This window comes from Streptomyces sp. NBC_01260 (assembly GCF_036226405.1).
GTDB classification, from domain to species: Bacteria; Actinomycetota; Actinomycetes; order Streptomycetales; family Streptomycetaceae; genus Streptomyces; species Streptomyces laculatispora.
This window is the reverse complement of sequence record NZ_CP108464.1, coordinates 41,693-65,879: the sequence shown is the minus strand read 5'-3', so window position 1 is coordinate 65,879 and position 24,187 is coordinate 41,693. Positions and strand designations below refer to the sequence as shown.

The window sequence follows — 24,187 nt, the reverse complement described above, 5'->3', positions numbered from 1 at the left end:
TCACAAACGGTCAAGCATTAGCGTCCTTGTGGGCGTCACTTCCGTATGCCCTGATTTTGAATTCTCAAATACAAAAGAATGGATTCGCCGGTCGACACACGGACTCGTCGATCGGCGGAGGAAGGTCCTGAAGTGAAACGACAGCTCTATGTGCTCATGCTGACGATCCTCGTCGTGGTGATGAGCGAGCTCCAGATCGCCGGAATGATGCCGGCGATCGCCGACGATTTCGGTGTGAGCACCAGCCAAGTAGGCCTGTTGGTCTCCTTGTACGCCTTGGGCATGGCGATCGGAGGCCCGCTGCTCGCCTTCGTCTTCCGGCACAGCCCACCCAAGCGAGCTCTGCTGACCGTGGTCGTGGCCTACGCCGTAATAGAGGTGATGGTTCCGCTCGTGCACGCGTACTGGTGGGTGGCACTGGTCCGCATCCTGACTGGATGCCTGGCCGGTGCCGGGTTCGGACTGTCGGTCACCTTCGGGGCACGCCTGGCGCCGCGTCCGGAGAAGATCGGTGAAGCAATCTCGGTCGTGCTCGGCGGAATCATGGTCGGGACCGTGATCGGCCTGCCCTTGTCCCACTTCATCGCTGGCCGGTGGGGATGGCAGTCCAGCTTTTACGTACTCGGGGCCGCCGCGTTCCTGCTGTTCGTGATCAGTGCGGTCGCACTTCCGCCTCTGGCAGCTGCCTCTCAGGATGATGCCGCCCAGGACATACGCAACCTGCGCTCACCCCGGTTGTGGTCGCGGTACCTGGTCAGCCTGCTCACGGTCGGGGCCGCCTACGCTTCCTTCTCCTACTTCACCCCGCTCCTTGAACAGAGCGCCGACTTCGCCACCGACACCACGACCCTGATCCTGCTGGGCTACGGCCTCTGCTCCTACGTCGGCAATCTGATCGTCGGCAAGTTCGCCGACCAGCACGCAGTGAAGGTGCTGCGGTTCGGGCACACGCTGCTGTTCGTCTCACTGGGACTGCTGGCGCTGCGCGGCCATGTGCCGGCCGTGGCACTCGGGATGGTGCTCGTCGTCGGCCTCTCCGGGGTGACGATGAACCCGGCACTGGTCACCCGGGTGGCCGAGATCGGTGGTGTCGGCAACCTGGTCAGCACCGTGCACACCGCGGTCATCACTATGGGCGTCACCCTGGGGACCGCTATCAGCGCCATCACCATCAGCCTGTTCGGAGACGACCCCGCCGTAGCGATGTGGACCGGCGCGGCCTTTGCCGTCCTGGCCGCCCTGGTGCTCGCGACCCAGACCAGGCGGACGGCGAGCACAAGCCCGATCATGGCGTCCCTTCCGGCCGGAGGCGAGCAGAGCGCAGAGGTGAAGTCATGACGACGCACGCCAACGCTTCTTTGTCTGTTGAAGGACGACGACGACTGATCGAACGTTGCAAGAGCCGCCCCATCGCCCACGTCGCGGCTGAGATGGGAATCTCACGAGCCTGCACATCCAAGTGGGTCAACCGCTGGCGCCAGCATGGCGACCTCGGCCTGCAAGATCGCTCTTCGACACCCCATGTCAGCCCGAGCGCCACGTCAGCGGAGGTCATCGAACGATCTTGCAGCCCGGTTCGACAGTGACGGAGTGGTGTGGTCAGGTTCCCAGGTCGGCGTCTCGTGCCAGCAGTGCGGCCTGCACTCGGTTCTCGCAGTCCAGCTTGGTCAGGATCCGGCTCACGTACGATTTGACCGTGGCCTCGCTCATATGGATCCGCTGACCAGCGTCCGCGTTGGACAGGCCCTCACCCAGCAGTGCCAGGACCTCCAGCTCGCGGTTGGTCAGCGCGTCCAGCCGGCAGCGGGCCTGCTCAGCACGGTGGGCGCTCTGGCTGGACGCCAACGAGTCCACGACACGGCGGGTGGCACCCGGCGACAGGTACGCGTCTCCGGCCGCGGCAGCCCGGACCGCGCGCATGAGTTCCGCGGGCGCCGAGTCCTTGAGCAGAAAGCCCACGCTGCCCCCAGTCAGTGCGCGCAGTACGTTTCGCTGTTCCCCGAAGGTTGTCAGGATCAGCACCCGCGTGTCAGGCACGGTCCGGTGCAGCTCGGCCAGGGCCGTCAGTCCGTCCATGACCGGCATCTGGATATCGAGCAGCACGACGTCCACGCGGCGGGTCTGGGCCAGTTCGACAGCCTCACGGCCGTTCACCGCCTCGGCGACGACTTCGATGTCGTCGGCGGAGGAGAGGATCATCCTGACGCCTGCCCGGATGAGCGGCTCGTCATCCGTGACGAGAACCTTGATCATGACTCCCCTGCGCGGTCCTTGAGTGTCTACCTGCGGTCACTCGCCATCATCCCTGATCGAGCGCCCGCTACTCCTCAGTTCCTCACCTCGAAAGACTTCTTCTCGGTCAACTTGCCGTCCTTGAAGCAGAACCGGAAGACCGGCTCCTTGTCCGGATTGTTGCTGGACTCCGTGGAAGTCAGGCTGAGGCACTTCGCGCCCTTGGGCACGGGCGGCGCATCCGTTTCCAGGCCGTCGGTCACGAAGGAGTTCTCCTTGGGCAACTGCTTGCGGATCTCTGCCTCGGACTGGCCCACCTTCACCGCGTCGTACTGCTTCGGCTCGATCCTGGCCTCTTCCGCCTTGTTCAGGAGGAAGTATCCCCCGACGCCGAGGGCGGCGATCACCAGCAGCAGAGAAATCAGTACCGCCATCCCGCAGCCGATGGCTATGCCGCTTCCGTTCTTCCTGCTCATTGCCTTGGCCAGCTCCTTCAGACCGTTCCCATTCATGACGGGACCACCCTCGTCCAAGGAGTCCCCCGGGGTCTGCTGCCAAAAGGTGTTCGTTGGATCAACGAACGTCGTCGTCACGTTGCCGGGCTCGGGGCTCGGGATCCCGCCTTCCGGCGATGTGTACGGCAGCACGCCCGCCAGCCGGAAGCCGCCGTCCGCCGTCGGGCCCGCGTGCGCCAGGCCCCCGATGAGCCGGGTCCGCTCACCGAGCCCGGTCAGCCCCTGGCCGCCGCTCACCACGCCCCGGCCGTTGTCCGTCGTCCTGGTTGCGGGACCGTTGGCGACCTCCACGACCAGCGAGTCCGGCTCATACCGCAGCTCGACGGTGATCGGGGCGCCCGGGGCGTGCTTGTGGGCGTTGGTCAAGCCCTCTTGGACGATGCGGTACGCCGCGTGATCGGCGGTCGGGGGGAGCGGGCACGGCTCGCCGGAGTGCCGCAGCTTCACGGCCGCGCCCACGCTCCGGGACGTTCCTACCAGGCCCTCGATGCCCGCCACCCCGCGCGACAGCGCCGTGGTGTCCTCCGCCTCCGCCGCAGCAGCCGCGACGCCTGGGGTGGTGCGGTCCTCGTGTGGAGCCTCCGTGCTGTCCCGCATCACCTGTACCACCTCGCGCAGCTCATGCATCGCGGCCACCGACGCCTCGCGCAGCACCCCCACTGCCTCCCGCTGCCGTCCGGTCAGCTCGCGGTCCACCTCCAGCGCGCCCGCGTGCACCGAGATGAGCACCAGCTGATGGCCGAGGCTGTCGTGCATGTCCTGCGCAATGCGCTGACGCTCCCGCGCCCGGGCCTGTCCGGCGATCATCGCGCGCTCGCGTTGCTGCTGGGCCTCGTACTCCCGAAGCGTGTCGGTCAGCGTATGGTGCTGCGACCGGTAGCGGCCGGCCAGGCCGGGAACGATGATCGCGACCAGCGGCCACAGGACGCCGAAGACCAAGCGGGGCAGTGAGAGGTGAGGCAGCGCCTGCACGACTGCCAGGCCGAGGTTGAGGACGTATGCGAGGGCGAAGGTGCCGACGGCCCTGCCGACCCCGTCGATCCGCCGCCCCGCCGACCACGCGGCGACAAGGACCAACGGAGCGAGACCGCCGAACAGGACAGAGCCGACGGCCGTCACCAGCAGCACGGACGCGGGCAACGTCCGGCGCAGAAGTGACAGCGCTGCGATCGCCAGCCCGGCGGCAGCGATCCGTACGGTGCCGCCGTGGTCCAGGGCCGCGAGACCTGCTCCCAGCAGCCCAAACGCTACGCTCAGCAGCGATTCGCCCACGATGCGCCAGGGAGACCACATTCCGGGAACCAAGAGAGCCCTGCCCGGGGCAGCCAGCCGCAGGGTAGCCGAACGCAGCCTCGCTGCCAGTGCCTGGCGAGCCGATGCTTTAAGGGCCGTAGATTCCACACGAGTCACCCGGTCACGTTAAGCCCCTCTCAACCCGCTCCGCACCGGCCATTGGTCGCGACGGCCAACGACGAAAGTCCAACCTGGCGTGGCGGCCCGGCATCCGTCGGCCACCCACAAGACCCCGGCCGCAGCAGAGCGCCGACGGGCTCGCCGGACCCTGCCCGGCCGGGGTCGACGAACGCGAACAGCGAGTGATGACCGAAGGCCTTCCGCCAGGTCGCGGCCGCGTGTTCCTTCTGCGAGTGCGCGAGACCAGCACCCCGTCGATGTCCACGTTCACCTCGCCGCCCGCGTTCGGGGCCGCCTGGCCCGCCAAGCACCCAGCGTCGGCAACCCAGCCTGCTGCGGTGACACCCCGCCCCGCCGCGATCCTGCGCGAGGTCCAGGAGGACATCGACGTCCCCGGCGGCCTCTTTCCCGCGCTTGCGCAGCTCGTCTCGGCCGCCGCACGGCGGGCGGAGCAGACCGACCGCGACGGCGACGCCTCTTGCCCGCTGCACGAGGCCGCCGCCCTGTTCACCGACAACGCCGGGCCACGCCTGAACTGGGCGGCCCGCGCCCTTCACCCGTGACAGCGCCGATCCCGCGCCTTCTGCTCCTGTCCGATCACATCGAACGGATGCGGACCACCCTCGCCCCGCCGCACTGGCAAGCTCTGTGGGGTCGGCAGGCGGCCGCTCTGGCGGAGGTCTTCGAGGAGTGCGCCGACCTCGTGCCGGCCGCGCGCCGCGAGATCGCCGAACGCGGCCTGCGCCTCGATCTCCCCCTGGGCATGAGGACGGAGTTCGACCGATGACGGCCCGCCCTGCTCCCGCGCCCCTGTCGTCGCTCACCTTCCGGGACGACGAGAAGGTCTTCAGCCACGGCGGCTACCAACTCCTCGACGACATTGCGGTGCCGCAGTTCGGCGACACCCGGTGCTGGCCGGCCGACTGCCTCGGCCGCCCGGCCAATCGGAAGCCGTCGGAGTGGCGGTTCGCCTTCTCCCAGGATGACCCGCTGATCAATCTGCAGCTGCGGGAGTACTGCTTTGCCCTGCTCAACCCCTCCCACCCGGTCTTGCGTAAGTCGCTGATCTTCCTGCCCGCCGTGCCGCTTGCCGTCGCCACCATCAATGCGTCGATGCTGGAGATCAGGAAGGTCATGCGCTGGGGCCGCGAACAGGGACTGCCGGCAGACCTTGGCCTGTGGGACCAGGAAGACTGGCACGAGGCGATCGTTCACAAGGCGTCCCAGGTCGAAGGCGCGAAGACCGTCGCCTTCCACGTGACGGCTATCCGCCGCCTGCGCCAGCTCGCCGAGGTCATCACCGGCATCAGCCCCTTCGACGACCCGTGGGGCGACGAGACAGCCGAGGCCATCGGAGCCAAAGCGTACGACGAGGACATCCCCAGCAAAGACACGCTCGCCACCCCGTCCATCCCGCCCGAGACCTGGTGGCCGCTCCTGCGCGGAGCCTGGACCTACATCCACACCTTCGCCCCCGACATCTTCCGCTGGCGCGACCACTTCGCCCAGCAGAGGCAACCACGGCCCGATACACCGCTTTCCACCAGCGCACGACCGACCCCTGCCGAAGACACCGACACCCTCTTGGAGGAGTGGCTCAGTGCGCCGGGCAACGCGGTGCCGGTCCACGAGGTCGACTACCAGAACACCAAGGCGGGGACGCCTATGTGGACTGCCCTCAGCAAGATGGTCACCAACGGCAGAACGATGAACATCTTCGGGGCGAACAACACGAGCAGCAGGCCAGAGAAGCGACGAGCCATCGTCCTCGCCGCGATCGGTGAAGGCCGCGTGGCGACCGCAACGGCGGGCGTGGGCCGTGGCAAAGGCTCCGCCGCGCCGAGCTACATCGCGCCGGGCACCGGTCCGGGCGTCACCCAGGAACAACTGGACGACGACGTACGACGCTGGCTGGCCGATCCCTCCACGCTGGTGCCCGTGCACGCCACCGACGACCACGGGAAGACGGGAGAACCGATCTGGGCGATGGCCGCCCGCATGATCTGGGGTCCCCCTCCCCCAGGGGCCCACCGGAAGCGGTACGCCAAGAGATTCGACCCGCGCCACCGGACAGGAGCGGCACGCATGCGACTGCTGAGGCAGGCCGTGGCCGCCGGCCGCGGCCTGCCCGTCGATCTTGGCGTCGGAGTGGGCTGGCGCGCCTACCCCCTGCAGTGCCCGGACGCCGCCCACATCCACCGTGAGGACGGCACATCGGCGCCGTGGCGAGCACAGATCAGTGCCATAGAGCTCACCTTCGAACTGCACATGCTCAGAGCAGCGGTGTACGTGTTCGTCGCGGCGCTGAGCCTGATGCGCGACTCGGAGGTCCAGGAGATTCAGCGCGACGCCGTACGTACCTACTTCGGCTCCCCAGCCATCGTCTCCCGCAAGACCAAGATGGACCCGGCGCGCCCGGAACTGCACTGGTGGATCATCGAGCCGGTCGCTGAGGCTCTCGCGGTCATCGAGGAGCTGTCCTGGCACTCCACGCACCTGTTCGTGGCGCTGGCCCCGCCCACCGGAAAACAGACCCACACCGAGCCCGGAATCCAATCCGAGGCCGAGATCGACTTCTTCATCAACGCCGTCAACACCACTGCTCACCAGCCCGGCCTGGCCAAAATCCCGCCCGCGCACGTCCGCTCGCACATGTTCCGCAAGACCATGTCGCAGCTCGCCGGACGTGAACCCGACTCGGAGATCGCGCTCGGCCTCCAGCTCAAGCACGCCGCGCGCCGGGCGTTCGCCAACCGCACCACCCAGGCGTACGCACAGATGGACGCGAGCTGGGCCAAGGAGTTCGACACCGAACTGCAGTAGGCCGCCGCCCGCAAACTCGTGGATTTGCTGCGTGGCCGCCGCCAGGGCGAGCGCGTCGCGGTCGGACCCGGCGCCGCCCGGCTCCACGCCGGCCTCGACAAGGTCATCGCCACCATCGACAACGATCCACAGCTACGGGCGCAGATCGCCGACGAACGGGTCGAAGAGGCCCTGCTCGCCGACGAGTTCCCCAACCTCCACCTGGGCACCGTCAACCACTGCATGTTCGACGCCCCGCAGGCCGAGTGCCAGGACGAGCTCCCTGAGGATCAGCGCGGGCTGGCCCCGCTGATCGGCGCCTGCCAGCCGGCCCGCTGCCGCAATTCGACCATCACCCGTGCCCACGCCCCGTACTGGGTCGCGGAAGAGGACGACCTGATCGCATTGTCCAAGGACCTGCGGTTGTCGCCCCCGAACCGAGAGGCGGTCTTCGTCCGACTCGCCGACGTCCAGCGCATCACGCGCGCACTCGAAGAGGAAGGCACCGCCTGATGCCGGTATCCGCAGCGTCCGCCGAGAAACTGAGAGCGGCCATGGCCCGGCTGCTGGCCGGCAAGCCCCTGCACACCGACGGCGCGCTCACCAAGGAGAACCTCGCCCGCGAAGCACAGGTCAGCCACGCAACAGTGCACCGCGCCGAAGACGTCCTCGCCGAGTGGGACGCGCAGGTCGTCCGCCCCGTCCTGCGCACACCCGGGGAGGTCCAGCGTGACGAGACGATCGCCGAGCTCCGCAAGCAGCTGCGCGGGGCGAAGGCGCAAGTCGCCGAGCAGCAGGGGAAGCTCGATGCCCTCGCCACGGTGACGGCGAACCTCTACGCAGAGAACCTCGCGCTGAAGAAACGGCTCGGACGCAAGGGCGTGGCGGTCTTGCACACCGAAGATCACGAATAGCTGGCCCCGCCCTCTCCGCGTTGCCTGAACCTCCCCTCTCGAGGGTGGCCGCCGCCAGCGCCTCGCATGATCACGGCAGCATCACGCCGTGCCGCATCGCATTCGTCGCTTAGGATCCGCCCCCGGTTTCGGCACGGGCGACCCTTAGCTGCTCAGGCCGAGGAGTCGTCCCGATAGCAGTTCAGAACCCTGGGCTCACCCAGTGAGCCATGACTCCGGTGCGTCCGTCGCCACCGCTGCTGACGGCAGCGACGCCGGCCGCGGGCCCTTGGCGGTGCGCGTAGAGCGCCACTTGGTCCTGGGCGGCGAAGGTGTGCAGGAACGTCTGCCCGGCGGTGGTCTGGAAGCCGAAACCCGCGGCCGACTGAATGCCGGACACTGCTTCACTGCCCTCAATGAGCACACCGTTTTTGTACAGCGCTGTGCGGCGCTGACACCGGCCGCTGTGACGAAGCAGCCTTGTTGGCAAGGAGCGGCCTGCTTCGTCGCTGGTGAGCCGACCGTGACGTCCGGTAGTTGGCAAGCCGAGCGCAAGTCAGTTGGCACGTTGTGGTCACGGGCGGTGATCTCTCTGACAGCCCGTCATTGTGCGTGAACCTGGCATTACCAAAGGGCTGGGTCTGCGTTGGGCAGGCCATGAACGATTATCTGCGCAGTAATCCGCCTCGGTTCCTTGGTGCGGACGAAGGGCTCTCGCTCCTGGTGCGTGGGGGCGGCGGTCTTGCGGGGGCGGGGGTGTGCAGTGCCTGGTGGCAGGGGGCCGAGCTCGGGGCACGGTCGTGGGCCAAGCGGTGGGGCCTGGTGGGGGATGCGGCCCAGGCGCGGCGTCTGGCGGGGATGGGACACGGCCGGATGGCGGGGTTCGTGGCGCCTGCGGGCTCGTCGGCGGAGCTGGAAGTGCTGGCCTGTTGGGGTGCGTTCATCACGCTGGTCGACGACGGCTTCGACCAGGGCGGTGAACATGCCTCGGTGTCCGAGGTGCGGGCTGTGCTCGATCCTCTGGTCGAGGTACTCAAGGGGACGACCGGTGCCCGGGCCGGGTGCGATGCGCCCGCGGTGGCCGCTCTTGAAGATTTGTGGCGGCGCACCGTCGTGGGGACGGCGCCGGGGTGGTGTGCACGCTTCGCGGCGTCGTACGCGTCGTTCGCGAAGGCGACCTGCGAGGAGGCGCGGTGGCGGCAGGAGTCGTACACGCCGTCGGTGGCGGAGTACATCGCGGTGCGGCGGCGCACGATTACGGTGGCCCCGCTGCTGCTGGTCTCCGAGCGCCTCCTGGACGCGTGGCCGCAGGCTGAAGTCCTGCACGATGTCTGCTCCGATGCCGTGGCCTGGACAAACGACGTGTTCGACGCCGGTACGGAGCACGCCGGTGAGATCGGCCTGGTGGGTGTCCTGGCGCGGGAGCGGGGGGTCGGGCGCGGTGAGGCGGCCGCGATGGCCCGCGCCATGATCGAGGAACGCCTGGACGACTTCGAGTCAGCCGCCGAACGCCTCGCGGTTTTGAATCCGCATGACGGGGGTGTCCGTTCGCGGATCGAGCGGGTGCGTACCTTCTTGTACGGGGCGGTGGCCTGGCAGTACGAGAGCCGCCGCTACCGCGCCACCCTCCCCGTACAGCATGCCCCCCGTAACCGGGCCGCGGATCCGATAGAGAGCGCCGCCGTCCGGCTGGAGCGGCGGCTGGCACTGGCGGTGGCGCCAGGCGGGGCGCTGCCGGACCGGTGCGCGGGCCGCGTGCTGGAGACGGCGCTGCTCCTGGCCCTGCTCCGCGCCCGCGATACCTACCCTAAGGAGGAGCGGGAGCTGGCGTGCTGGCTCGAGGAGCGGCGTGCTGGCGCCGACGCACTCGACGGGATGCTCATCGACGCGGTTCTGCGCCCCCAGACCCTGCCGGCCGACGCCGCCGCAGCGGCGGCCCCCTTCGTCGGCGATGCGGTGTCATCTGCGGGCAGGCGGGGCCGGCTCAAGCGGAGCATGCTCCACGCCGTACTCCACGTGCTCGGCGGCCTGAGACTGAACCCGGCGGAGATTCCCCCCGCGGCCGGTGGCACCGTGTCCACGTTCACGCTGGCCAACCTCCTGGCCGTACGCGTCATCTACGCCCAGGCGACCGACCGGCCGCACGCGGTTTCAACCGGTGAACGGTTCCAGCTGGCCGACGTGCTGGAGAAGGGGAGCGGCAGGCTGCTGTGGGAGGCCAGCGCCGCCACCCATCTCCTCGCGCTGAACGCCCTGCAGTCCTGCCGGCCCGGCCACCCGGTGGTCGCCCCGGCCGTGACCGGCCTGCTCCTGGCCCGCGACAGTGACGGCGCAATGCCGTTCCTCGACAGCCAGGACGTATGGCTGTCCGCCGTGGGCGGCCTCGCCTTCCTGGCCCGGCGATCCTTGCGCCCCTACACGGCACGGATGGGCGCGTTCGTCGCCGCCTGGCAGGCCCCGGACGGCGGCTGGCCCTTCGCGGCCGGTATCCGCCAGACCGACGTCGACACCGCCGCCCGCTGCATGGAATTCCTCCACGCCCTCGACCCCCACCGCTACCGCACCCACCTCGCACGGGGCGCCGCCTACCTCGCCGCGAAAGCCGGACCCGACGGCGGCTTCCCCACCTGGAGAGAAGGCGACGACCCCGACCTCGACATGACCGCAGGCGCCGTCCTCGCCCTGACACCTCACGGCCGCACGCACGCGCCACTGGTCACCGCCGCCACCCACTACATCCTCGACACCCAACACGGTGACGGCACCTGGCAGCGGAGCTGGACCTTGAGCGAGTCCAGCGTCATCCTGCGCGCCGTCGACGCCCTGCACGCTGCCCGCGACACCCTGGGCGTCGACTCCGTACGGGCCGCCGCAGCGATCACGCGCGCCGTGGCGAGGCTGACCGCCACCCAGCAACCCGACGGAGGATGGGGCCACACGCCCGACCACGACACCGACCCGCTGTCCACCGCCCAGGCCATCCCCGTCCTCGCCCGCTACGGCCCACCCCACGCCACCGCCGCCGCGACCGCTTGCCTGCTCTCCTGCCAGGACGACACCGGCCGCTTCCCTGCCCCGCCCGACCAGACCGGCCCACGGCCCCTGGCCTTCGACTATCCCGTCGTCGCCGACCTCCACGCCCTCACCGCCCTCACCCGCCCCCAGGCAGATGTCCTTGATCGATTCCAAGGGATGCCGGCGCGCATGCGTCGATGAGCGCCGGCTGCGCTACCGCGGGTCAGCAAGGCAAACCGCGAAGGTGGTTCGGGATCCTGACCAACCCCGGCGTAACTCGGTCCAGGCGTTACCTGGCGAGACTCACCGTGGCGTCGGCGTGGTCGATCTCGCCCAGGACCAGCTTGGGCTGGTCGGGGTCGACCAGGCGCAGGGGGACGCCGAGCTGGTAGTCGCCGCGGGTCGCGTGCGGCGGCAGCGAAGGGTCCTCAAGGTCCAATGGTTCCCTGCCGACCAGTGTGACCTGGCGGCCGCTGCGCCAACAAGCATGCTGATTTGCCAACTGAACTGCGTCGTGCCACACCCGCTACGGCGACAGACGACCCTCATACCTGCACGCGCTCTATCCGGGTGGTTGGGCATGAACGCCAGGACGGTCCTGTAGCCGGGGCCCTCGGTCACGCCGAAGACGTGGCCGCGCCCGGCCGCGAGGGCCGTGCCCACCTCGTTCAGCCCGCCGTCGACGTCGTTGCGTAGGCGCAGCGGCCAGGAGGCCGGAAGACCGTCGATCTCGGCAGGGGAGGACGTGATCAGGATGCCGTTGCCGGACTGGCGAACGTCCAGGTGCTGCATTCCCTCGGTGGAGTGGAACGCGGTGCCGAACCACTCCGTGGTCGGCTGGCCGCTCTCGCTCCGGGGGCGGCGCGGCTTGTGCTGCTTGTGACGTCCCATGCTGTGCCTCGCAGACGTGGCCCCGTGCGCGGGCCGATCGGTCCGCTGAACCCACCAACCGGCAGCACGCCGACCGGGCTACGCCCGGGGCTCGCCGTTCACTCACCCGGCCCACCCGGCTGTCGGATTGAGCACGCTGTTGACCGAACGTGGGACCGAGCGGCCCCCGGTCTTGACCGAGAGTGCCGGTGCGCGAGACGGTTGGCGCAACTAAGCGCAACCGACTCGACACGGGAGAGCGCCATGACGTTACGGTTCGTCGGGATCGACCCGAACACGGGAGGCGGTGGGTCGCCGACGGTGTGGGTGGAGGAAGAGAGCGCCGACCTGGTCCTCCAGGGTGCGGAGGCCGAAGCGTTGTTGAAGGCGATGATCGGCGGGACCGAGTGGGTACCTGGCCACGCGGTGGGCGTCCCGCCGCACGAGACGGTGATCCGTATCCCGGTGCGGATGGCGTCGATTCTGAGGGAGGCGTGTGATGTCGCAGAGCAGCGTTCCGGACTTCGCTGAACTGCTGAGGGGCGCTCAGCACAGCGCGGTGCATCTGGAGATGCGCGACCACTACGGCGTTGGCGATGAGGCCGAAGAGATCGCTCAGTTCGCGCGGACCGGCGAAATCACGCTGGACCCCACTGCCCGCTGGTGGCCCGAGTGGCTCGGTCTGGTCAAGGAGACCCTGGCCCGGGGCGTGGTGATGCGCCGCGCGCGGATCGTCTCGGAGCCGGTGACCGACTACATCCGGTGGGAGCACGCGGTGACCGAGATGAACGTGGGCGCTGGCGAACAGGTCCGCTGGTTGCCCCGCCGCAACGCCTCGGACATCGCCCTGCCGGGCAACGACTACTGGCTGATCGACGGACGCCTCGCGATGTTCCACTTCTTCAGCGGCGACGGCGACTGGGTGGCCCCCGGCTGCGAGATCACCGAGGACCCGGCCGCGGTGCGCCTGTGCGCGGCCGCGTTCGAGACCGTCTGGGAGCGCGGCATCCCGCACGAGAAGTACACCGTCTAGGCCCCTGAGCAGCCACATGACCGCATCTCCATCGTCCAGCGCCCAGGGAGCCCGCGAGGCGCTCGCCGTGCGGTTGCAGCACCTGCGCAAAGACGCCGGCCTCACCGGGCGCGAACTCTCCGCCCGGTGCGGCTGGCACCCCGCGAAGACCACCCGGATCCAGAAGGGCGCCGCCCCGCCCTCCGATACGGACATCCGCACCTGGTGCCAGGCGTGCGGCGCCGACGACCAGGCCGACGACCTGATTGCCACCGCCCGCGCCGTCGACTCCATGTACCTGGAGTGGCGCCGCCTGCACCAGGGCGGCATGCGCAAGGTCCAGGAAGACTTCTACGCCCTCTACGAGCGCACCCGCGTCTGCCGGGCGTACCTCTCCAACGTGCCGCCCGGGTTCCTCCAGACCCCCGGCTTCGCGACCGCCCTCATGAACCAGATCACCAGCTTCCAGGGCACTCCGAACGACGTCTCCGAAGCTGTCGCCGCCCGCGTCGCCCGCTCCCGGTTCCTCTACGAGGGCGGCCGGCTCTTCGTCGTCCTCATCGAGGAGTCCGTCCTGCGTTTCCGCACCGCAGACCCCGATGCCATGCGCGGGCAGTTGCGCCACCTCCTGGCCGTGATGCCGCTCGCGTCCGTCTCGCTGGGGATCATCCCGTTCACCGCGCAGCGCACCGTGTGGCCGCTCGAGGCGTTCTATTTGCATGACGACTTCCAGGCCGTGGTGGAGACACTCACCGCAGAGATCAACGTGACGCAGCCGCGCGAGCTCGCCGACTACGCGAAGGCGTTCACCGGCCTCGCGGAGATGGCCGTGTACGGCGACGCCGCCCGCACGCTCATCCAGGCCGCGATCGATGCCCTGGAGTGAACCTCCGCAATTACTCGCAACTTCGTTGAGGACGGGCCCCAACGCTGCGTAGCGTCGAAGTCACCGACGAACCACCGGCCGGAGAGGCGGGTCCCCATGCGCGTACATACCGACACCCCCGCCCCCGAGCCGGTGGGCCGCGGCCTCCAGTCGCCCGCCTACGGCATCCCCTCACCGGCCCTGCTGGCCCGCGCGGACCGGGGCTTCGCCAGGTTCCTCGCTCCGCGGACCGAGGACCAGGACGACAGGCACGGCGACGGCGAGGACCCCCAGCGGTGACCGCCGGCCACCCGCGCGAAGACGCCCCAGCAGCAAGGCCCGCCGTGCACACCAGCGCCCACACGGTCCTGTACGACCCCGACGGCCTCATCGAGGCGGAGCTCCCGCTCGACCGCGAGTCGTACGAGTGTCTCGTCACGGCCGTCCTCGCATGGACCGGGGAGGACACGCTCACCACCCGAGACCTGGAGCAGATCGCCCTCCAGCTCACAGGTCACGCCCGCGCGGTCGCCGCCGACGTCCGCCGCCGCGCCGACCAGCTGCCCAAGGACAGCGGGCCGAAGGCACTCGCCGACGTCGTCCTGCGTGAGGCGGAAGGCCGGCTGTCCACGATGATCGAGGGCACCGTCCGCTGCGCCCAGAGCCGTGCGCGGCTTGTTCGTGCCCTCTACGCACGCCTGGACCGCCTGGAGACCGCAACCGGTCAGCCTGCCGCGCCCTCAGCCGATCAGGGCGTGTCACCCTCCCATACCCACGGACCGCCAGGACGGCTGAAGGTAGGCCCGTAGGAGGCCCGCCCGCCCGGCCCGTATGCGCTATGAGGGGTGATCAGGTACGCGCCGGTGGTGATCTCCTCTTCAGTCCAGCCGGTCACCTCGATCAGCTGCCCGTCCGCCCACCGGTCAGCTCGCGGTAGTCGCGGCCGGGCTGTGGCCCGTGCTCCGGGTCATCACGCTCGCTGCCGCACACCCTCGGTCCCTGTGTCATGCGACCAGTCTGGTGCGACGCGGGTCCACCAGCACGGGAATCGGCGCGACTTCACCACGAAGAGTCCCTGCCCGCTGCGCAGCCCATACAGGTGCAACACCAGCCTGTGGCAGTGAAACGCGACCGGTGAAACGCTCCTGCACGTTTCACCCCTGAACTGCGCCGATGCCCTGGATGGAGGTGCGTGGAGCCGGTGCAGGGCCGTGCGTTGCAGGCCCCCGCCATGTTCGGTGGCTGCCGGTAGGGTCGTGCGGATGATCGGGCAGCGAGCACGGACGCGCGTGTCCAGACGTGACAAGAAAATCGAACACACGATCTAATGCGGGGATGAATGCCCCCACCTTCCCTGCCGACCTGGTGCAGGCCCAGCGCGACCTCAACGCCACGTACGACGCCCTCGCAGCACCCCGCCAGCACGGCAACACCGCACTGCGCCGCCGCCTGCTTCTCCTGTCCGCCCGCATCTGGTGGCACCCCTTCTGGAACACCCGACCGCCCGGCAGGCCGGCGGACCGGATTGAGCTGCGCCGTCAGGCCCGCGGCGACTATCGCGGAGTGAGGGCGGCATGAGTGTCGATGCCCCGACCGATCGGCAGGTCCAGATCCGCTCCGCCGCTCCGCCCGTGACTAGGACGGACGACACGGCGGCTCGTACGGTTTGTCGGGCAGGTAGTGCTTCCATTCCTGCCCGCTGATGGGATCGCCCGCCGAGTCGCAGAGGTCGGCGATGACCCGTTCCGGGTTGGTGTCCCATATCTCGACGCCCGCGGATGCCCTGACGATGGCGAGGAATTCGCCGTCCGGGCTGAACTGGAGTGCGTAGAAATCGGCGGCGCGCGATGAGCTGGGCAGGTAGGAGTATCGTCTGGGATACTTCGGATCGGTCAGGTCCCAGATCTCGGGACGTTCGTCGGCAAGGATGGTTTTCGTCGCGGTCAGGGCGAGGTGGGTTCCATCGGGGCTGAAGGCGATCGTGCCGCCATGAACGCCCACGGTGACGCGAGACAGCTCCTCGGTGAGCCGGTGTCCTTCGACGCGCCACAGCCTCAGCGTGCCCCCATTGTCGTAGACGGCGAGCAGCTTGCCGTCCGGCCGGAACGCGACGTGCACTGAGTCGATTCCGGTCTCAACGGGGCGCGCCCACTGCTCCTCGGGCTGCGCTGGGTTGGTGAGGTCCCAGCTCTCCAACTTCTGTGCGGGCTGGGGCTGGGGATCGTCCGGGTCGGCGAAGGGGGAATTGGTGAGGAGGAGCGACTTACCATCGGGGGAGAAGTCGAGCTTTGTGGTCGCCGCATGGATTCGGGCGATCTGCCGCGGGCGTTTGGGGTTCGCGATGTCGTAGAGCCGTACGACGGGTGTCTTGTGGTTGTTGTCTCTGAAGCCGTTCATGTCGGACACGGCCAGGACGGGCTCGGTGGGACTGAAGGCGATCGCCGCCACACCGTTGTCCAACTCGTCGATGGTAGCCAGCGGTGCGCTTCTTCGGGGCGCCGAGGTGCTGCGCAGCCGCAGACCGACTTTCTCCTGCTTCTTGCCCTTCTTGTCGACCCTACTGCCCTCGTACACTTCCACGTCGGCGAGGAGGCGTCCGTCCGGGCTGAGGGCGATATCCCCGCCGGTGAACATGTCGGGGGAGCGGGTCGCGGCCAAGAGCGTGGCCGAGTCCGGCATCTCTGTCACGTCCCACAGGTAGTTCAAGCCCACTCCTTGAAGAGCAATCAGTTGCCTCTTGCCTGCCAACCGGTAGTCGAACTGGCCTCCGGTTCCGGGCGTCGCTGGAAGGAATGCCTCGGCACCTGGTTGGGCGGAGTTGTTGATGTAGAAAACGCGCACGCCGTGGTCGGTGGCCTGCAACAGTCTGCGGGGCTTGGCGGGGTCGAACAGGACCATCCCCACCTCGTCGCCGCTTCCCTGGCCGCCGCCCGACGCCCCGGACAGAAGTGCGCCGGGAACGAGGGTCTTCTGGTAGATCCATACTCGCCAGGTGCTGCCGCAGGTCCCGGCGACGTAGTCGCGGGTCGGGTTGAACGCTAGGGAATTCAGGCCTTCGTAGCAGGAGGTGGATGTGTCGATCGTCGAGTCGTCCTTCTTCTTCTCCATCTTTCGGGGCTTGTCGGGCGCGTCTAACTCCCACAGCCCGAGCTTGTCCCCATTCTTCACGGCGAGGGGAGCTGCGAGCATCCGTCCGGTGGGGTTGAAGGCCACCCGGTGCAGCGGTCTGGGGTTTATGAGAATGCTGCGGCCGTACGATGCCCCCTTGAGCATGGCGACGCGCTCGGGGCGCCCGGAGTCGGCCGCCTTCCAGAGCTGGATTCTGCCGTCGTCGCTCATGCTGGCGAGCAGGTCACGTTGGGGGGACACTGCCAGGGAGTCGATCCGCGCCGAATGTGCCCGGAGTGTGGGCAGTGGTCTCGGTGCGGCCTGGTCGCCGATGTCCCAGACGCGGATCTCACCGGTCGTCAGACCGCCGTACAGGGTCTTGCCGTTCGTGCTGAGGGCGAGCGCGTGGACGGCGTGGTCCAGCTGCGGCGCGGCGGTCTGCCTCGGGTGGGCGGGATCCGATATGTCCCACAGCTGCACCCGCGCCGTTTTCGGCCGACGCTTGTCGTAGGTGACTGCGGCGAGTGTCTGGCCGTCCCGGCTGATCGTGACCGGGCCGATCACGCCCGCTCCGACCCGCGCGGAGCCGCCCGGGAAGCGCAGCTCGATCCTGTCTAAGACAGAGATTGCGAGGATGCGGCCGTCACCGCTGTAGGCGAGGTCTTGGGCAGGTTCTTCTGCGTTGATCACACCGGGCGTGCGCCGGCTGTTGAGTAGCGCCCCGCGCCCCGCGTCTTTGTTCATCCGGTACGAGACCAGGCTGAGCTGCTTGGCCAGACCGGGCTGCTGGTCACGGAGGTCCTCGGATTCGGCGGCGAGGTACCGGGCCAAGTCGCGTTCGCCCGCCCGCTCGGCCCGCCGCTGGAAGGCGACGGAACCGATCAGCCCGTATGTGGCGAGCACGACCAGAGCCACGAGGAACGCCACCGCGATTCGGACCCGGCGCACACCCCGGCGCTCCTGATGCCAAGAGGCGTCCACGAACTTGGCGAGCTCAGACTCCGGTTCGACGGCGCTCACCGGTGACGACTCGGCGCGTTCCCGTACAGCAACCAGCCTGCTCCCCCGGTACAGCAACGAGGATTCCCTCCCGGCTTTCTCCCAGGCCCGGGCATCGGCGGCGAGTTGCTGTCGGGCGCGTAGCCAGTCCCGGTCCGCGTCGACCCACTCCGTCAGCCGGGGCCAGGCGCGCAGCAGCGTCTCGTGGCTGATGCGCGCGGAGTCGTGATCGAGCGTGAGTAGGCGGGCTTCGGTGAACTGGTCAATGGCCCGCTGTGCGGCCGCTGTGTCAGGCAGCCCATGCAGAAGCGCGGAGCGGTCCACCGGCTGGGCTGTGTCGGCGGAGTCCTCTCCCACGCGCACCAGCCGGGGCAACATGAGCCGTACGGCTTCCCGGCCCTGCAGGTCGAGCCCGTCGTACGTGTCGTCGGCGGTGGTCTTGATCGCCTCCGCGATACCACCGGCGGCCCGGTACTGGGCGACGGTGAGCCGCGATCCGGCGCGGCGCAGCCAGGTCGCCCACAGGACATGGGACAGCAGCGGCAGTGCCCCCGCGGCCGGCTGCCGGTCTGCTGTCGCGCCGAACTCGTGCAGGATCACGTCGGCGAGGCCCTCGTCGAGGACCAGCCCCCCGGCGGCGGCTGGTCCCTCGATGGCGGCGTGGAGTTCGTCGGCGGTCATCGGCTCGACCAACAGCTGGGTGTCGCGCAGAGCGGCGAGCAGTTCGGGGTGCGCGGCCGCCTGACCGTAAAAGTCCGCCCGGAGCGCGAGCACCACCAGCGCCCCCGGCCGGCACCCGCCCGAAAGCCGGGCCAGGGCAGTTACCGCCCGCAGGAACGCGGTGCGCTCCGACGGGTCCGTGCACAGCGTGAACAGTTCCTCCAGCTGATCGACAACGACGATCAGCCTCTGCTCCGGCCGGCCGGCCAGCAGCCGTTCGGCCAGCTCGGCCGCGCGGTCGGGATCCTCCCGGATCAGATCGACGGACTCGGGGCTGGTGTCGAACCGAGCTGCCAGCCGCCGCAGCGGGCTTCTGCCGGGGGTGAGGCGCAGGGAGAGCCAGGAGGTGGTGCCGAGCAAGCCCCGCTCACGCAGCCCGGCCATGAGACCGGAGCTGAGCAGAGAGGTCTTTCCCGAACCGGACGGGCCCACCAGAACCAGCGGGCCCGGCTCATCCGTCGCGGCCACCTCCGTCAGCGCGGCGAACACCCGCTCCGTCATACCGTCACGCCCGAAGAACACGTCGGCGTCGTCCACCCCGAAGGCATCCAAGCCCAGATACGGGCAGCGGCCGGGCGCGGGCTCCGCTTCCTCTGGAGGACCCGCCTGCGTTGGCACCGCCGAGTTCGGTGCGATGACGAGGTGTCCCGAGCGGTCCCCGGCCTGACGCCGGGGCAGCGGCCCCTGCCGGTCACTCATCGCCCGGAAAACCCCGTCGAACACGGCATCAAGGGTCAGCGGCTGGAGCCCGCGCGGGTCGCCGTGCGTCAGCAGCTCGATGAGCGCACCGGTGAACGCGGTGTGCACGGCGTGGGGAGGCGCGAGAGCCAGTTGTTCGGCGGACCCCATGAGGTACATGCCGTGCGCGGGCGTCATTGTGAACGCAGGCAGGGACGGGCTGCCGCTCAAGGAGACCCGCCCGGAGAAGCAGCAGTCGAGTACGACGACAACGGACGACGCCCGGCTCGCCTCCAGCGCCTGGCGCAGCGAGGAGAACGACAGTGCCTGGTGCTCGGCCATTCCAGGGGTGAGGCGGTCGGTGCTGGTCGCCGCCAGGTACAGCTCCCCGTCCGGACCGAGCAGACCATGCCCGATGAAGTAGACCAGCAGCACGGTTTCCGCGCGCTGCGCCTCCTCGGTGACGGCCCGCGCCATGGTCTGCGCGTCGGCCGGGTCAAGCAGCGGGCGCAGGTGGTCGGGCCGCACCCCACAGCGTTCGATCAAGGCGGTGCGCAGATCCTGGCAGGAGGTGGCGACTGCGGGCACCGACGTCAGCAGGGCGCCTTCGTGCGTGGCGGTCGCGATCAGCAGGACCCGTACGCCCGCGCCGGACAGGTCCGTCATGGCAGCTCGCGACGCTCGGCCCCGCCCGTGTCTCCTTGTTGTCGGCTCAACAGATCGGTGACCTCGGTCACTTGCTGCTGCAGGGCGTCAGCGTCGAGACCGGATACCCGCTTCGCGGTCAGCTCCAGCGAACTACGGTCCGGGAGCGTGACCTTGATTTGTACATCACCCCGGCGGGTGCGCAGCCAGGCGATGAGACCGGTAGCGAACGCGCTCGCCGCACCGGCCGGGCCGAGTGCGACCGACAGGGCGTCCAGCACCGGGCCCAGCGTGCCGGTCTTCGGCGGCCGCTCCACGCTGTCGACCCGCCCCCGCAACTCCTGAGAATCGACCAACCATCCCCGTAAGGAACGGAGTTTTTCTCCTCCGTCGGGGCCTTCTGCGATCACCGTGACGTCCATGGCTCCCCCGTTCTCACCGCATGAGATACGCGGCTGTCAATTGCGACTCCTGAGGTTAGCGATGTTCGCCGCTGCGAAAAAGACCGCACCCGGACGGGCGAGCCGGGGCCGACAGTTCCACACCAAGGCAGCTGCGGCCAGTTGTCACACGGGTCAGGCTCCGGCCCCCTGCGGCACATCCACGATCCTCACAGTTGTCACACTCGTGCGCCCGGCGGTGTCTTCATGTCAAACAGGCCGCAAGGCCGCTGAAACAAGGAGAACACCATGACACCGCGTATCCCCAAGGCCGAGCTTCCCGCCGAGATGAAGGAAGCTCTCATCCAGCAGCTCGGCTCCGTGCCCGAGCCCGTTGAGGTGGTCTTCAACAACCCCGCCGTCGCCACCTCCAACCTGGAGTTCTCGGCGAAGGCCGCCGCGTGGGACGCGGTGGACGAGGGCCTCAAGACGTTCGCGCACATGGCCGTGGCGGCCCAGGTCGGCTGCAGCTGGTGCCTGGACATCAACTACTTCGCCGCGCTGAACCAGAACCTGGACCTGACCAAGGCCAGCCAGGTGCCCAACTGGCGTGACTCCGACGCGTTCACCCCGCTGGAGTGCGAGGTGATGGAGTACTCGGAGGCCATGACGAACACCCCGCCGACCGTCTCGGACGAGCTGTCGGCGAGCCTGCTCAAGCAGCTCGGCCCGGCGGGCCTGGTCGAGCTCACCGTGTTCGTCGGCTTCGCCAACCTCTCCACCCGGGTCAACACCGCGCACGGGATCACCTCGCAGGGCTACTCCGAAGCCTGCCAGATCCCGCTGGCCGAGCGGCCCCGGACGGCCGGCGCAGTCTGACACCATGATCGGTGTGACTCATGACGCCATGACCGGCGACCCGTTCGTCGCCCACCGCAGCCTGCTGTTCACCGTCGCCTACGAGATGCTCGGCTCCGCGGCCGATGCGGAGGACGTGCTGCAGGAGACCTGGCTGCGGTGGGCCGACGTCGATCACTCCCAGGTGCGCGAGCCCCGGGCGTATCTGGTGCGGGCCGTCACCCGCCAGTCCCTCAACCGGCTGCGCTCGCTGTCGCGCAGCCGCGAGGACTACGTGGGGGAGTGGCTTCCGGAGCCGCTGCTGACCAGCCCCGATGTGGCCGAGGACGTCGAACTGGCGGAGAGTGTCTCGATCGCGATGCTGACCGTGCTCGAGACACTCGCGCCCACCGAACGCGCCGTCTTCGTGCTCCGCGAGGTCTTCGACATGCCGTACGGGGAGATCGCGGAAGCCGTCGGCAAGTCGGCGGCCGCCGTACGGCAGATCGCGCGGCGCGCACGCGAGCACGTGGCGGCCCGCCGGCCGCGGATGCAGGTGAGCCGCTCGGAACAGCAGGTCGTGGTGGAGCGGTTCCTGACCGCACTGCGTACCGGGAAGCTTCAGGACCTGCTGGAGGTCATGGCCCCTGACGTGGTCATGATCGCCGACGGGGGCGGGATCGTGTCGGCCGCTCTGGTGCCGATCTGCGGTGCCGCCCAGGTGGCGCCGGTGCTCGCCAGGGCGGAGCGGCTCGTCGAGGCGCTCGAGACGACGCCCGTGTGGCTCAACGGCGCCCCCGCGGGCCGTATCGAGTTCGACGGCGAGCCGGCCGCGGTGAGCATCGAGGTCGAGAACGGCCTCATTACACGGATCTATGTGGTGCGCAACCCTCACAAGCTGACACGCCTCGACGAGCCGGCCCGACTGGCCAGGTGACAGGCGTCATGACTGGTCCGGGCGGTGCCTACCGCCCGGACCGGTCCATATCCAGACAGGGAGTGTCATGGACACCACTGCCCGCCCCACCCCCGGCTGGGGCACCGCCGCCGGGATTCTCGCTCTCACTCCGCCGCGCCCCCCGAGTGGCGAGCACGGCGGTCCGACCCTGGACCGTCTGCTGATCACCGAGCGCATCGCCCGCTACGGCTGGGCCTACGACGAGCGCGACCAGGCCGCCCTCGCCGAGTGCTTCACCGCCGACGCCACCTGGCAGGCCACGGTCATGGGAGAGATCGAGACCCCGCTGCACCGGGGCGCCGAGACCATCGCGGCGGCCGAAGCGGCGCTCTGGCCCCAGCAGGGCGACCAGCGGCGCCACCTGTTCAGCAACCACGTGATCGACCTGTCCGGCGACGAGGCGACCGCGCATGCCTACATGATCCAGCTGCGCATCCAGGATGCCACCTCCTCACTGGCCGTCTCCGGGGCCTACCGCTTTCACCTGCGCCGCGAGGCGGACGGGGGCTGGCGCATCGACACGCTCCGTAGCGCTCTCGACAACCTCAGGTGAGCCCCGCGAGTCGCAGCAGCAGCGACTTGACCTCCGTGGCGGGGAGCGTTCCGCTCACCTCGCCGGGGCGCGAGCACAGGAGTACGGGACCGTCCTCGGGCCGCTCCGGCAGCCTGCCGTGGCTGCCGCGCACCGGAGCCGGGTCCAGCGGGACCACGGCCATCCGGTAGCGCATGCCCAGCTTCTTGCGGGCCACCGCACCCGCCGCCTTCACCTTCATATAGGCGGCGGCTTTCCGGAGGATCTCGTTGTCCTCCTTCAGCCGGGCGTTCTCCCGCCGCAGGCGCTTGAGCTCTTCCTTCGCGTCAGAGGTCATGCCGGCGTCACCCCCGCCGTCCGCCGCCTGGACACGGGTCCGGTCCTCCCGGACCCACTTGCGCAGGGTCTCCAGATGGATCCCCAGGCTGTGAGCGATGTCGGTGAGGGAACGGTCCGGAGAGGAACCCACCAGGTCCACCGCGTCCCGCTCGAACTCTTCGGGGAGTTCTTCCGCTTTGCCACCTTGGATCACTTCCCCTGGATGACGAAACATCCAGCGTCCAGGTGTCGGAATTTCGGGGGTCACTCCACCCCGCAACCACCACGTTGCCCGTCCTCGTGCGCACCGCGAAGCTCAGCTGGCGCATCGAGAACGGCAGACGGTCGCGATGCCGATGCCGAACCCGGCGGCGAGCTTGGCGTAGGTGTCGTCGCACCGCAGATGAGCCAGTGCGAGCAGAGCCTGACGACCGGCACCGAGGCGCTGCCATCGCGTACCGGCCTCCCGCCTCCGGGTAGCGAGTTGGCTGGTCGAGTAGCGCAGGGAACGGCTGGACAGATTGATCGACGACGGGTGCACGAGTACGCGGAGCTCCTGGCGGTGCGGGCGATCTTGGTCGAGAACCCGTCTACCAGGAGCTTCCTCGTTGCGTGGGAGCGTTCAACTCCTGGTCGACACCAGCAGGTGGAAGGACCCTCGCTGATGGCCCTCCGCCCCCGAGTGTCGGGCACCGGAGACCCCTCGGGCGCTTCGGGCGGCGACACCGGACCGCGCGTGCCCGGTACGCCACGTGGGTGCGGATCGTGGCCGCACAGAACCCAGGTTGCTCCGCCACCGTTGCTCAAAGAACGTCCACCGCTCAGCTGTCACAACCATCGATGTCGTCGTCACACCCGTCCACCACATCCCGGGCGATGGTGTCCAGGCGCCACAGGATCAGGCCGGTGCCGTTCTTGACCGGGTCGACCCGTGCGGTGAACGGCTTACCCGCGGGGATGTTGAACTGGTCGGCCTCCCGGTCCCCGCACTCGATTCCGTACGCCTGCTCCTGATCGCCTCGCGACAGGGTGAGGGTGAGTTCCCCGATCCCGTCTGTGTCACAGGTGATGCTGAGGAGGTACGGCCGGTCGCCGGGCGTCTTCTGCTTCCTGTCCAGGCCGCTCGCGACGAACGCGCTAGCGGTGTGGACGAGTTCCGGACGCGCGTCGCTGTCGGAGGCCGATCTCAGAGCCCGCTCTGCCCGTTGCAGCGCGTCGTCCGGCTCCCAGGCACGGCTGCCGTCACCCGGCGGCTTGCTCTGCCGGTCGGCGGGCGCCGACGACCGGTCCGTTGCGCCGTTCGGCTCCTTGTTCGCTTCGGCACAGCCGGCGAGCAGAGCGATCGTTGCGAGGTAGATCGGCAGGAATTGACGTATACGCATGTATCCACCGTAG

The 24,187-nt window shown here is 69.0% G+C and carries 23 protein-coding genes and 5 pseudogenes; 17 read left to right on the top strand and 11 right to left on the bottom strand.

Annotation, left to right across the window (positions count from 1 at the left end; all coding sequences use genetic code 11):
• Nucleotides 1-132 precede the first annotated feature (132 nt).
• Nucleotides 133-1,338, top strand: a complete 1,206-nt coding sequence (locus OG322_RS00350) for an MFS transporter (protein ID WP_123466062.1) — start codon at nt 133-135, stop codon at nt 1,336-1,338.
• Nucleotides 1,335-1,562 (top strand): annotated as a pseudogene (locus OG322_RS00345) (leucine zipper domain-containing protein); the annotation flags it as partial. The gene OG322_RS00350 and the pseudogene OG322_RS00345, both read left to right, overlap by 4 nt.
• A gap of 37 nt (nt 1,563-1,599) precedes the next feature.
• Here OG322_RS00345 and OG322_RS00340 read toward each other — a convergent pair.
• The 3 genes and pseudogenes from OG322_RS00340 to OG322_RS00330 all read right to left on the bottom strand — a co-directional run.
• Complete coding sequence (locus OG322_RS00340; RefSeq protein WP_123466064.1) at nt 1,600-2,253, bottom strand: response regulator transcription factor; 654 nt, start codon at nt 2,251-2,253, stop codon at nt 1,600-1,602.
• Between the two features lie 74 nt (nt 2,254-2,327).
• Nucleotides 2,328-4,040 carry a sensor histidine kinase gene (locus OG322_RS00335; protein ID WP_123466066.1) on the bottom strand — a complete coding sequence of 571 codons (1,713 nt, stop codon included), beginning with the start codon at nt 4,038-4,040 and terminating at the stop codon, nt 2,328-2,330.
• A gap of 206 nt (nt 4,041-4,246) precedes the next feature.
• Nucleotides 4,247-4,467, bottom strand: a pseudogene (locus OG322_RS00330) (IS1380 family transposase); the annotation flags it as partial.
• Between OG322_RS00330 and OG322_RS00325 the strand changes: the two are divergent.
• Genes OG322_RS00325 through OG322_RS00305 form a run of 5 tightly spaced genes read left to right on the top strand, consistent with a single transcriptional unit; the run spans nt 4,418 to nt 7,876 of the window.
• Entirely contained in the window at nt 4,418-4,723 is a 306-nt protein-coding gene (locus OG322_RS00325) for a hypothetical protein (protein WP_266413011.1), read from the top strand. The pseudogene OG322_RS00330 and the gene OG322_RS00325 overlap by 50 nt on opposite strands.
• Nucleotides 4,720-4,947, top strand: coding sequence for a hypothetical protein (locus tag OG322_RS00320; protein WP_123466068.1), 228 nt, complete (start codon nt 4,720-4,722; stop codon nt 4,945-4,947). The genes OG322_RS00325 and OG322_RS00320 overlap by 4 nt, the downstream gene beginning before the upstream one ends.
• Nucleotides 4,944-6,983, top strand: a complete 2,040-nt coding sequence (locus tag OG322_RS00315; RefSeq protein ID WP_123466070.1) for a hypothetical protein — start codon at nt 4,944-4,946, stop codon at nt 6,981-6,983. Before OG322_RS00320 ends, OG322_RS00315 begins: the two co-directional genes overlap by 4 nt.
• Before the next feature lie 24 nt (nt 6,984-7,007).
• Nucleotides 7,008-7,475 carry a hypothetical protein gene (locus OG322_RS00310; protein WP_123466071.1) on the top strand — a complete coding sequence of 156 codons (468 nt, stop codon included), beginning with the start codon at nt 7,008-7,010 and terminating at the stop codon, nt 7,473-7,475.
• Nucleotides 7,475-7,876 carry a hypothetical protein gene (locus OG322_RS00305; protein ID WP_123466072.1) on the top strand — a complete coding sequence of 134 codons (402 nt, stop codon included), beginning with the start codon at nt 7,475-7,477 and terminating at the stop codon, nt 7,874-7,876. Before OG322_RS00310 ends, OG322_RS00305 begins: the two co-directional genes overlap by 1 nt.
• Nucleotides 7,877-8,057: 181 nt before the next feature.
• On the opposite strand, the gene OG322_RS00300 is transcribed toward OG322_RS00305, so the two are convergent.
• On the bottom strand, nt 8,058-8,255 hold the full coding sequence (locus OG322_RS00300; protein ID WP_123466073.1) for a hypothetical protein: 198 nt from the start codon (nt 8,253-8,255) through the stop codon (nt 8,058-8,060).
• A 257-nt stretch (nt 8,256-8,512) separates the two neighbouring features.
• Here OG322_RS00300 and OG322_RS00295 point away from each other — a divergent pair, with 257 nt between their 5' ends.
• A complete protein-coding gene (locus OG322_RS00295) occupies nt 8,513-11,071 on the top strand; it encodes a terpene synthase family protein (RefSeq protein WP_148085561.1) in 2,559 nt (852 codons plus the stop codon).
• Between the two features lie 88 nt (nt 11,072-11,159).
• Here OG322_RS00295 and OG322_RS00290 read toward each other — a convergent pair whose 3' ends face one another.
• On the bottom strand, nt 11,160-11,309 hold the full coding sequence (locus tag OG322_RS00290; protein WP_164494527.1) for a hypothetical protein: 150 nt from the start codon (nt 11,307-11,309) through the stop codon (nt 11,160-11,162).
• 695 nt (nt 11,310-12,004) lie between these two features.
• On the opposite strand from OG322_RS00290, the gene OG322_RS00285 reads away from it, so the two are divergent.
• The 6 genes from OG322_RS00285 to OG322_RS00255 all read left to right on the top strand — a co-directional run bounded on the left by OG322_RS00285 (nt 12,005) and on the right by OG322_RS00255 (nt 15,195).
• Nucleotides 12,005-12,271 (top strand): hypothetical protein, encoded by a 267-nt coding sequence (locus tag OG322_RS00285; RefSeq protein ID WP_123466076.1) that lies wholly within the window; start codon nt 12,005-12,007, stop codon nt 12,269-12,271.
• The gene (locus OG322_RS00280; RefSeq protein ID WP_123466078.1) at nt 12,240-12,773 is read left to right on the top strand and encodes a DUF6879 family protein; all 534 of its coding nucleotides are present in this window, start codon (nt 12,240-12,242) and stop codon (nt 12,771-12,773) included. Before OG322_RS00285 ends, OG322_RS00280 begins: the two co-directional genes overlap by 32 nt.
• A 16-nt stretch (nt 12,774-12,789) precedes the next feature.
• Nucleotides 12,790-13,638 (top strand): helix-turn-helix domain-containing protein, encoded by an 849-nt coding sequence (locus OG322_RS00275; protein ID WP_123466080.1) that lies wholly within the window; start codon nt 12,790-12,792, stop codon nt 13,636-13,638.
• Between the two features lie 96 nt (nt 13,639-13,734).
• Entirely contained in the window at nt 13,735-13,917 is a 183-nt protein-coding gene (locus OG322_RS00270) for a hypothetical protein (RefSeq protein ID WP_123466082.1), read from the top strand.
• Nucleotides 13,918-13,961: 44 nt separating this feature from the next.
• Nucleotides 13,962-14,426 (top strand): DUF6415 family natural product biosynthesis protein, encoded by a 465-nt coding sequence (locus OG322_RS00265; RefSeq protein WP_221198159.1) that lies wholly within the window; start codon nt 13,962-13,964, stop codon nt 14,424-14,426.
• A gap of 526 nt (nt 14,427-14,952) precedes the next feature.
• Complete coding sequence (locus OG322_RS00255; protein WP_123466084.1) at nt 14,953-15,195, top strand: hypothetical protein; 243 nt, start codon at nt 14,953-14,955, stop codon at nt 15,193-15,195.
• A gap of 57 nt (nt 15,196-15,252) precedes the next feature.
• On the opposite strand, the gene OG322_RS00250 is transcribed toward OG322_RS00255, so the two are convergent.
• Both OG322_RS00250 and OG322_RS00245 read right to left on the bottom strand, forming a co-directional pair.
• Nucleotides 15,253-19,788, bottom strand: coding sequence for a caspase, EACC1-associated type (locus OG322_RS00250; protein ID WP_329305860.1), 4,536 nt, complete (start codon nt 19,786-19,788; stop codon nt 15,253-15,255).
• Nucleotides 19,785-20,189, bottom strand: coding sequence for an effector-associated constant component EACC1 (locus tag OG322_RS00245; RefSeq protein ID WP_185095547.1), 405 nt, complete (start codon nt 20,187-20,189; stop codon nt 19,785-19,787). The genes OG322_RS00250 and OG322_RS00245 overlap by 4 nt, the downstream gene beginning before the upstream one ends.
• A gap of 267 nt (nt 20,190-20,456) precedes the next feature.
• Between OG322_RS00245 and OG322_RS00240 the strand changes: the two genes are divergently transcribed.
• The 3 genes from OG322_RS00240 (at nt 20,457) to OG322_RS00230 (ending at nt 22,495) form a co-directional block, all read left to right on the top strand.
• The gene (locus OG322_RS00240) at nt 20,457-21,026 is read left to right on the top strand and encodes a carboxymuconolactone decarboxylase family protein (RefSeq protein WP_123466088.1); all 570 of its coding nucleotides are present in this window, start codon (nt 20,457-20,459) and stop codon (nt 21,024-21,026) included.
• Between the two features lie 28 nt (nt 21,027-21,054).
• On the top strand, nt 21,055-21,921 hold the full coding sequence (locus tag OG322_RS00235; protein ID WP_123466090.1) for an RNA polymerase sigma-70 factor: 867 nt from the start codon (nt 21,055-21,057) through the stop codon (nt 21,919-21,921).
• A 67-nt stretch (nt 21,922-21,988) separates the two neighbouring features.
• A complete protein-coding gene (locus OG322_RS00230; protein ID WP_123466092.1) occupies nt 21,989-22,495 on the top strand; it encodes a nuclear transport factor 2 family protein in 507 nt (168 codons plus the stop codon).
• Here the strand turns inward: OG322_RS00230 and OG322_RS00225 are convergent.
• From OG322_RS00225 to OG322_RS00210, 4 genes and pseudogenes are all read right to left on the bottom strand, one after another.
• Nucleotides 22,488-22,718 (bottom strand): annotated as a pseudogene (locus OG322_RS00225) (alkaline phosphatase family protein); the annotation flags it as partial. The gene OG322_RS00230 and the pseudogene OG322_RS00225 overlap by 8 nt on opposite strands.
• Before the next feature lie 42 nt (nt 22,719-22,760).
• Nucleotides 22,761-23,027: pseudogene (locus tag OG322_RS00220) on the bottom strand (transposase); the annotation flags it as partial.
• 99 nt (nt 23,028-23,126) lie between these two features.
• Nucleotides 23,127-23,333, bottom strand: a pseudogene (locus tag OG322_RS00215) (transposase family protein); the annotation flags it as partial.
• Between the two features lie 280 nt (nt 23,334-23,613).
• Nucleotides 23,614-24,174 (bottom strand): hypothetical protein, encoded by a 561-nt coding sequence (locus OG322_RS00210; protein WP_123466096.1) that lies wholly within the window; start codon nt 24,172-24,174, stop codon nt 23,614-23,616.
• Nucleotides 24,175-24,187: the final 13 nt, after the last annotated feature.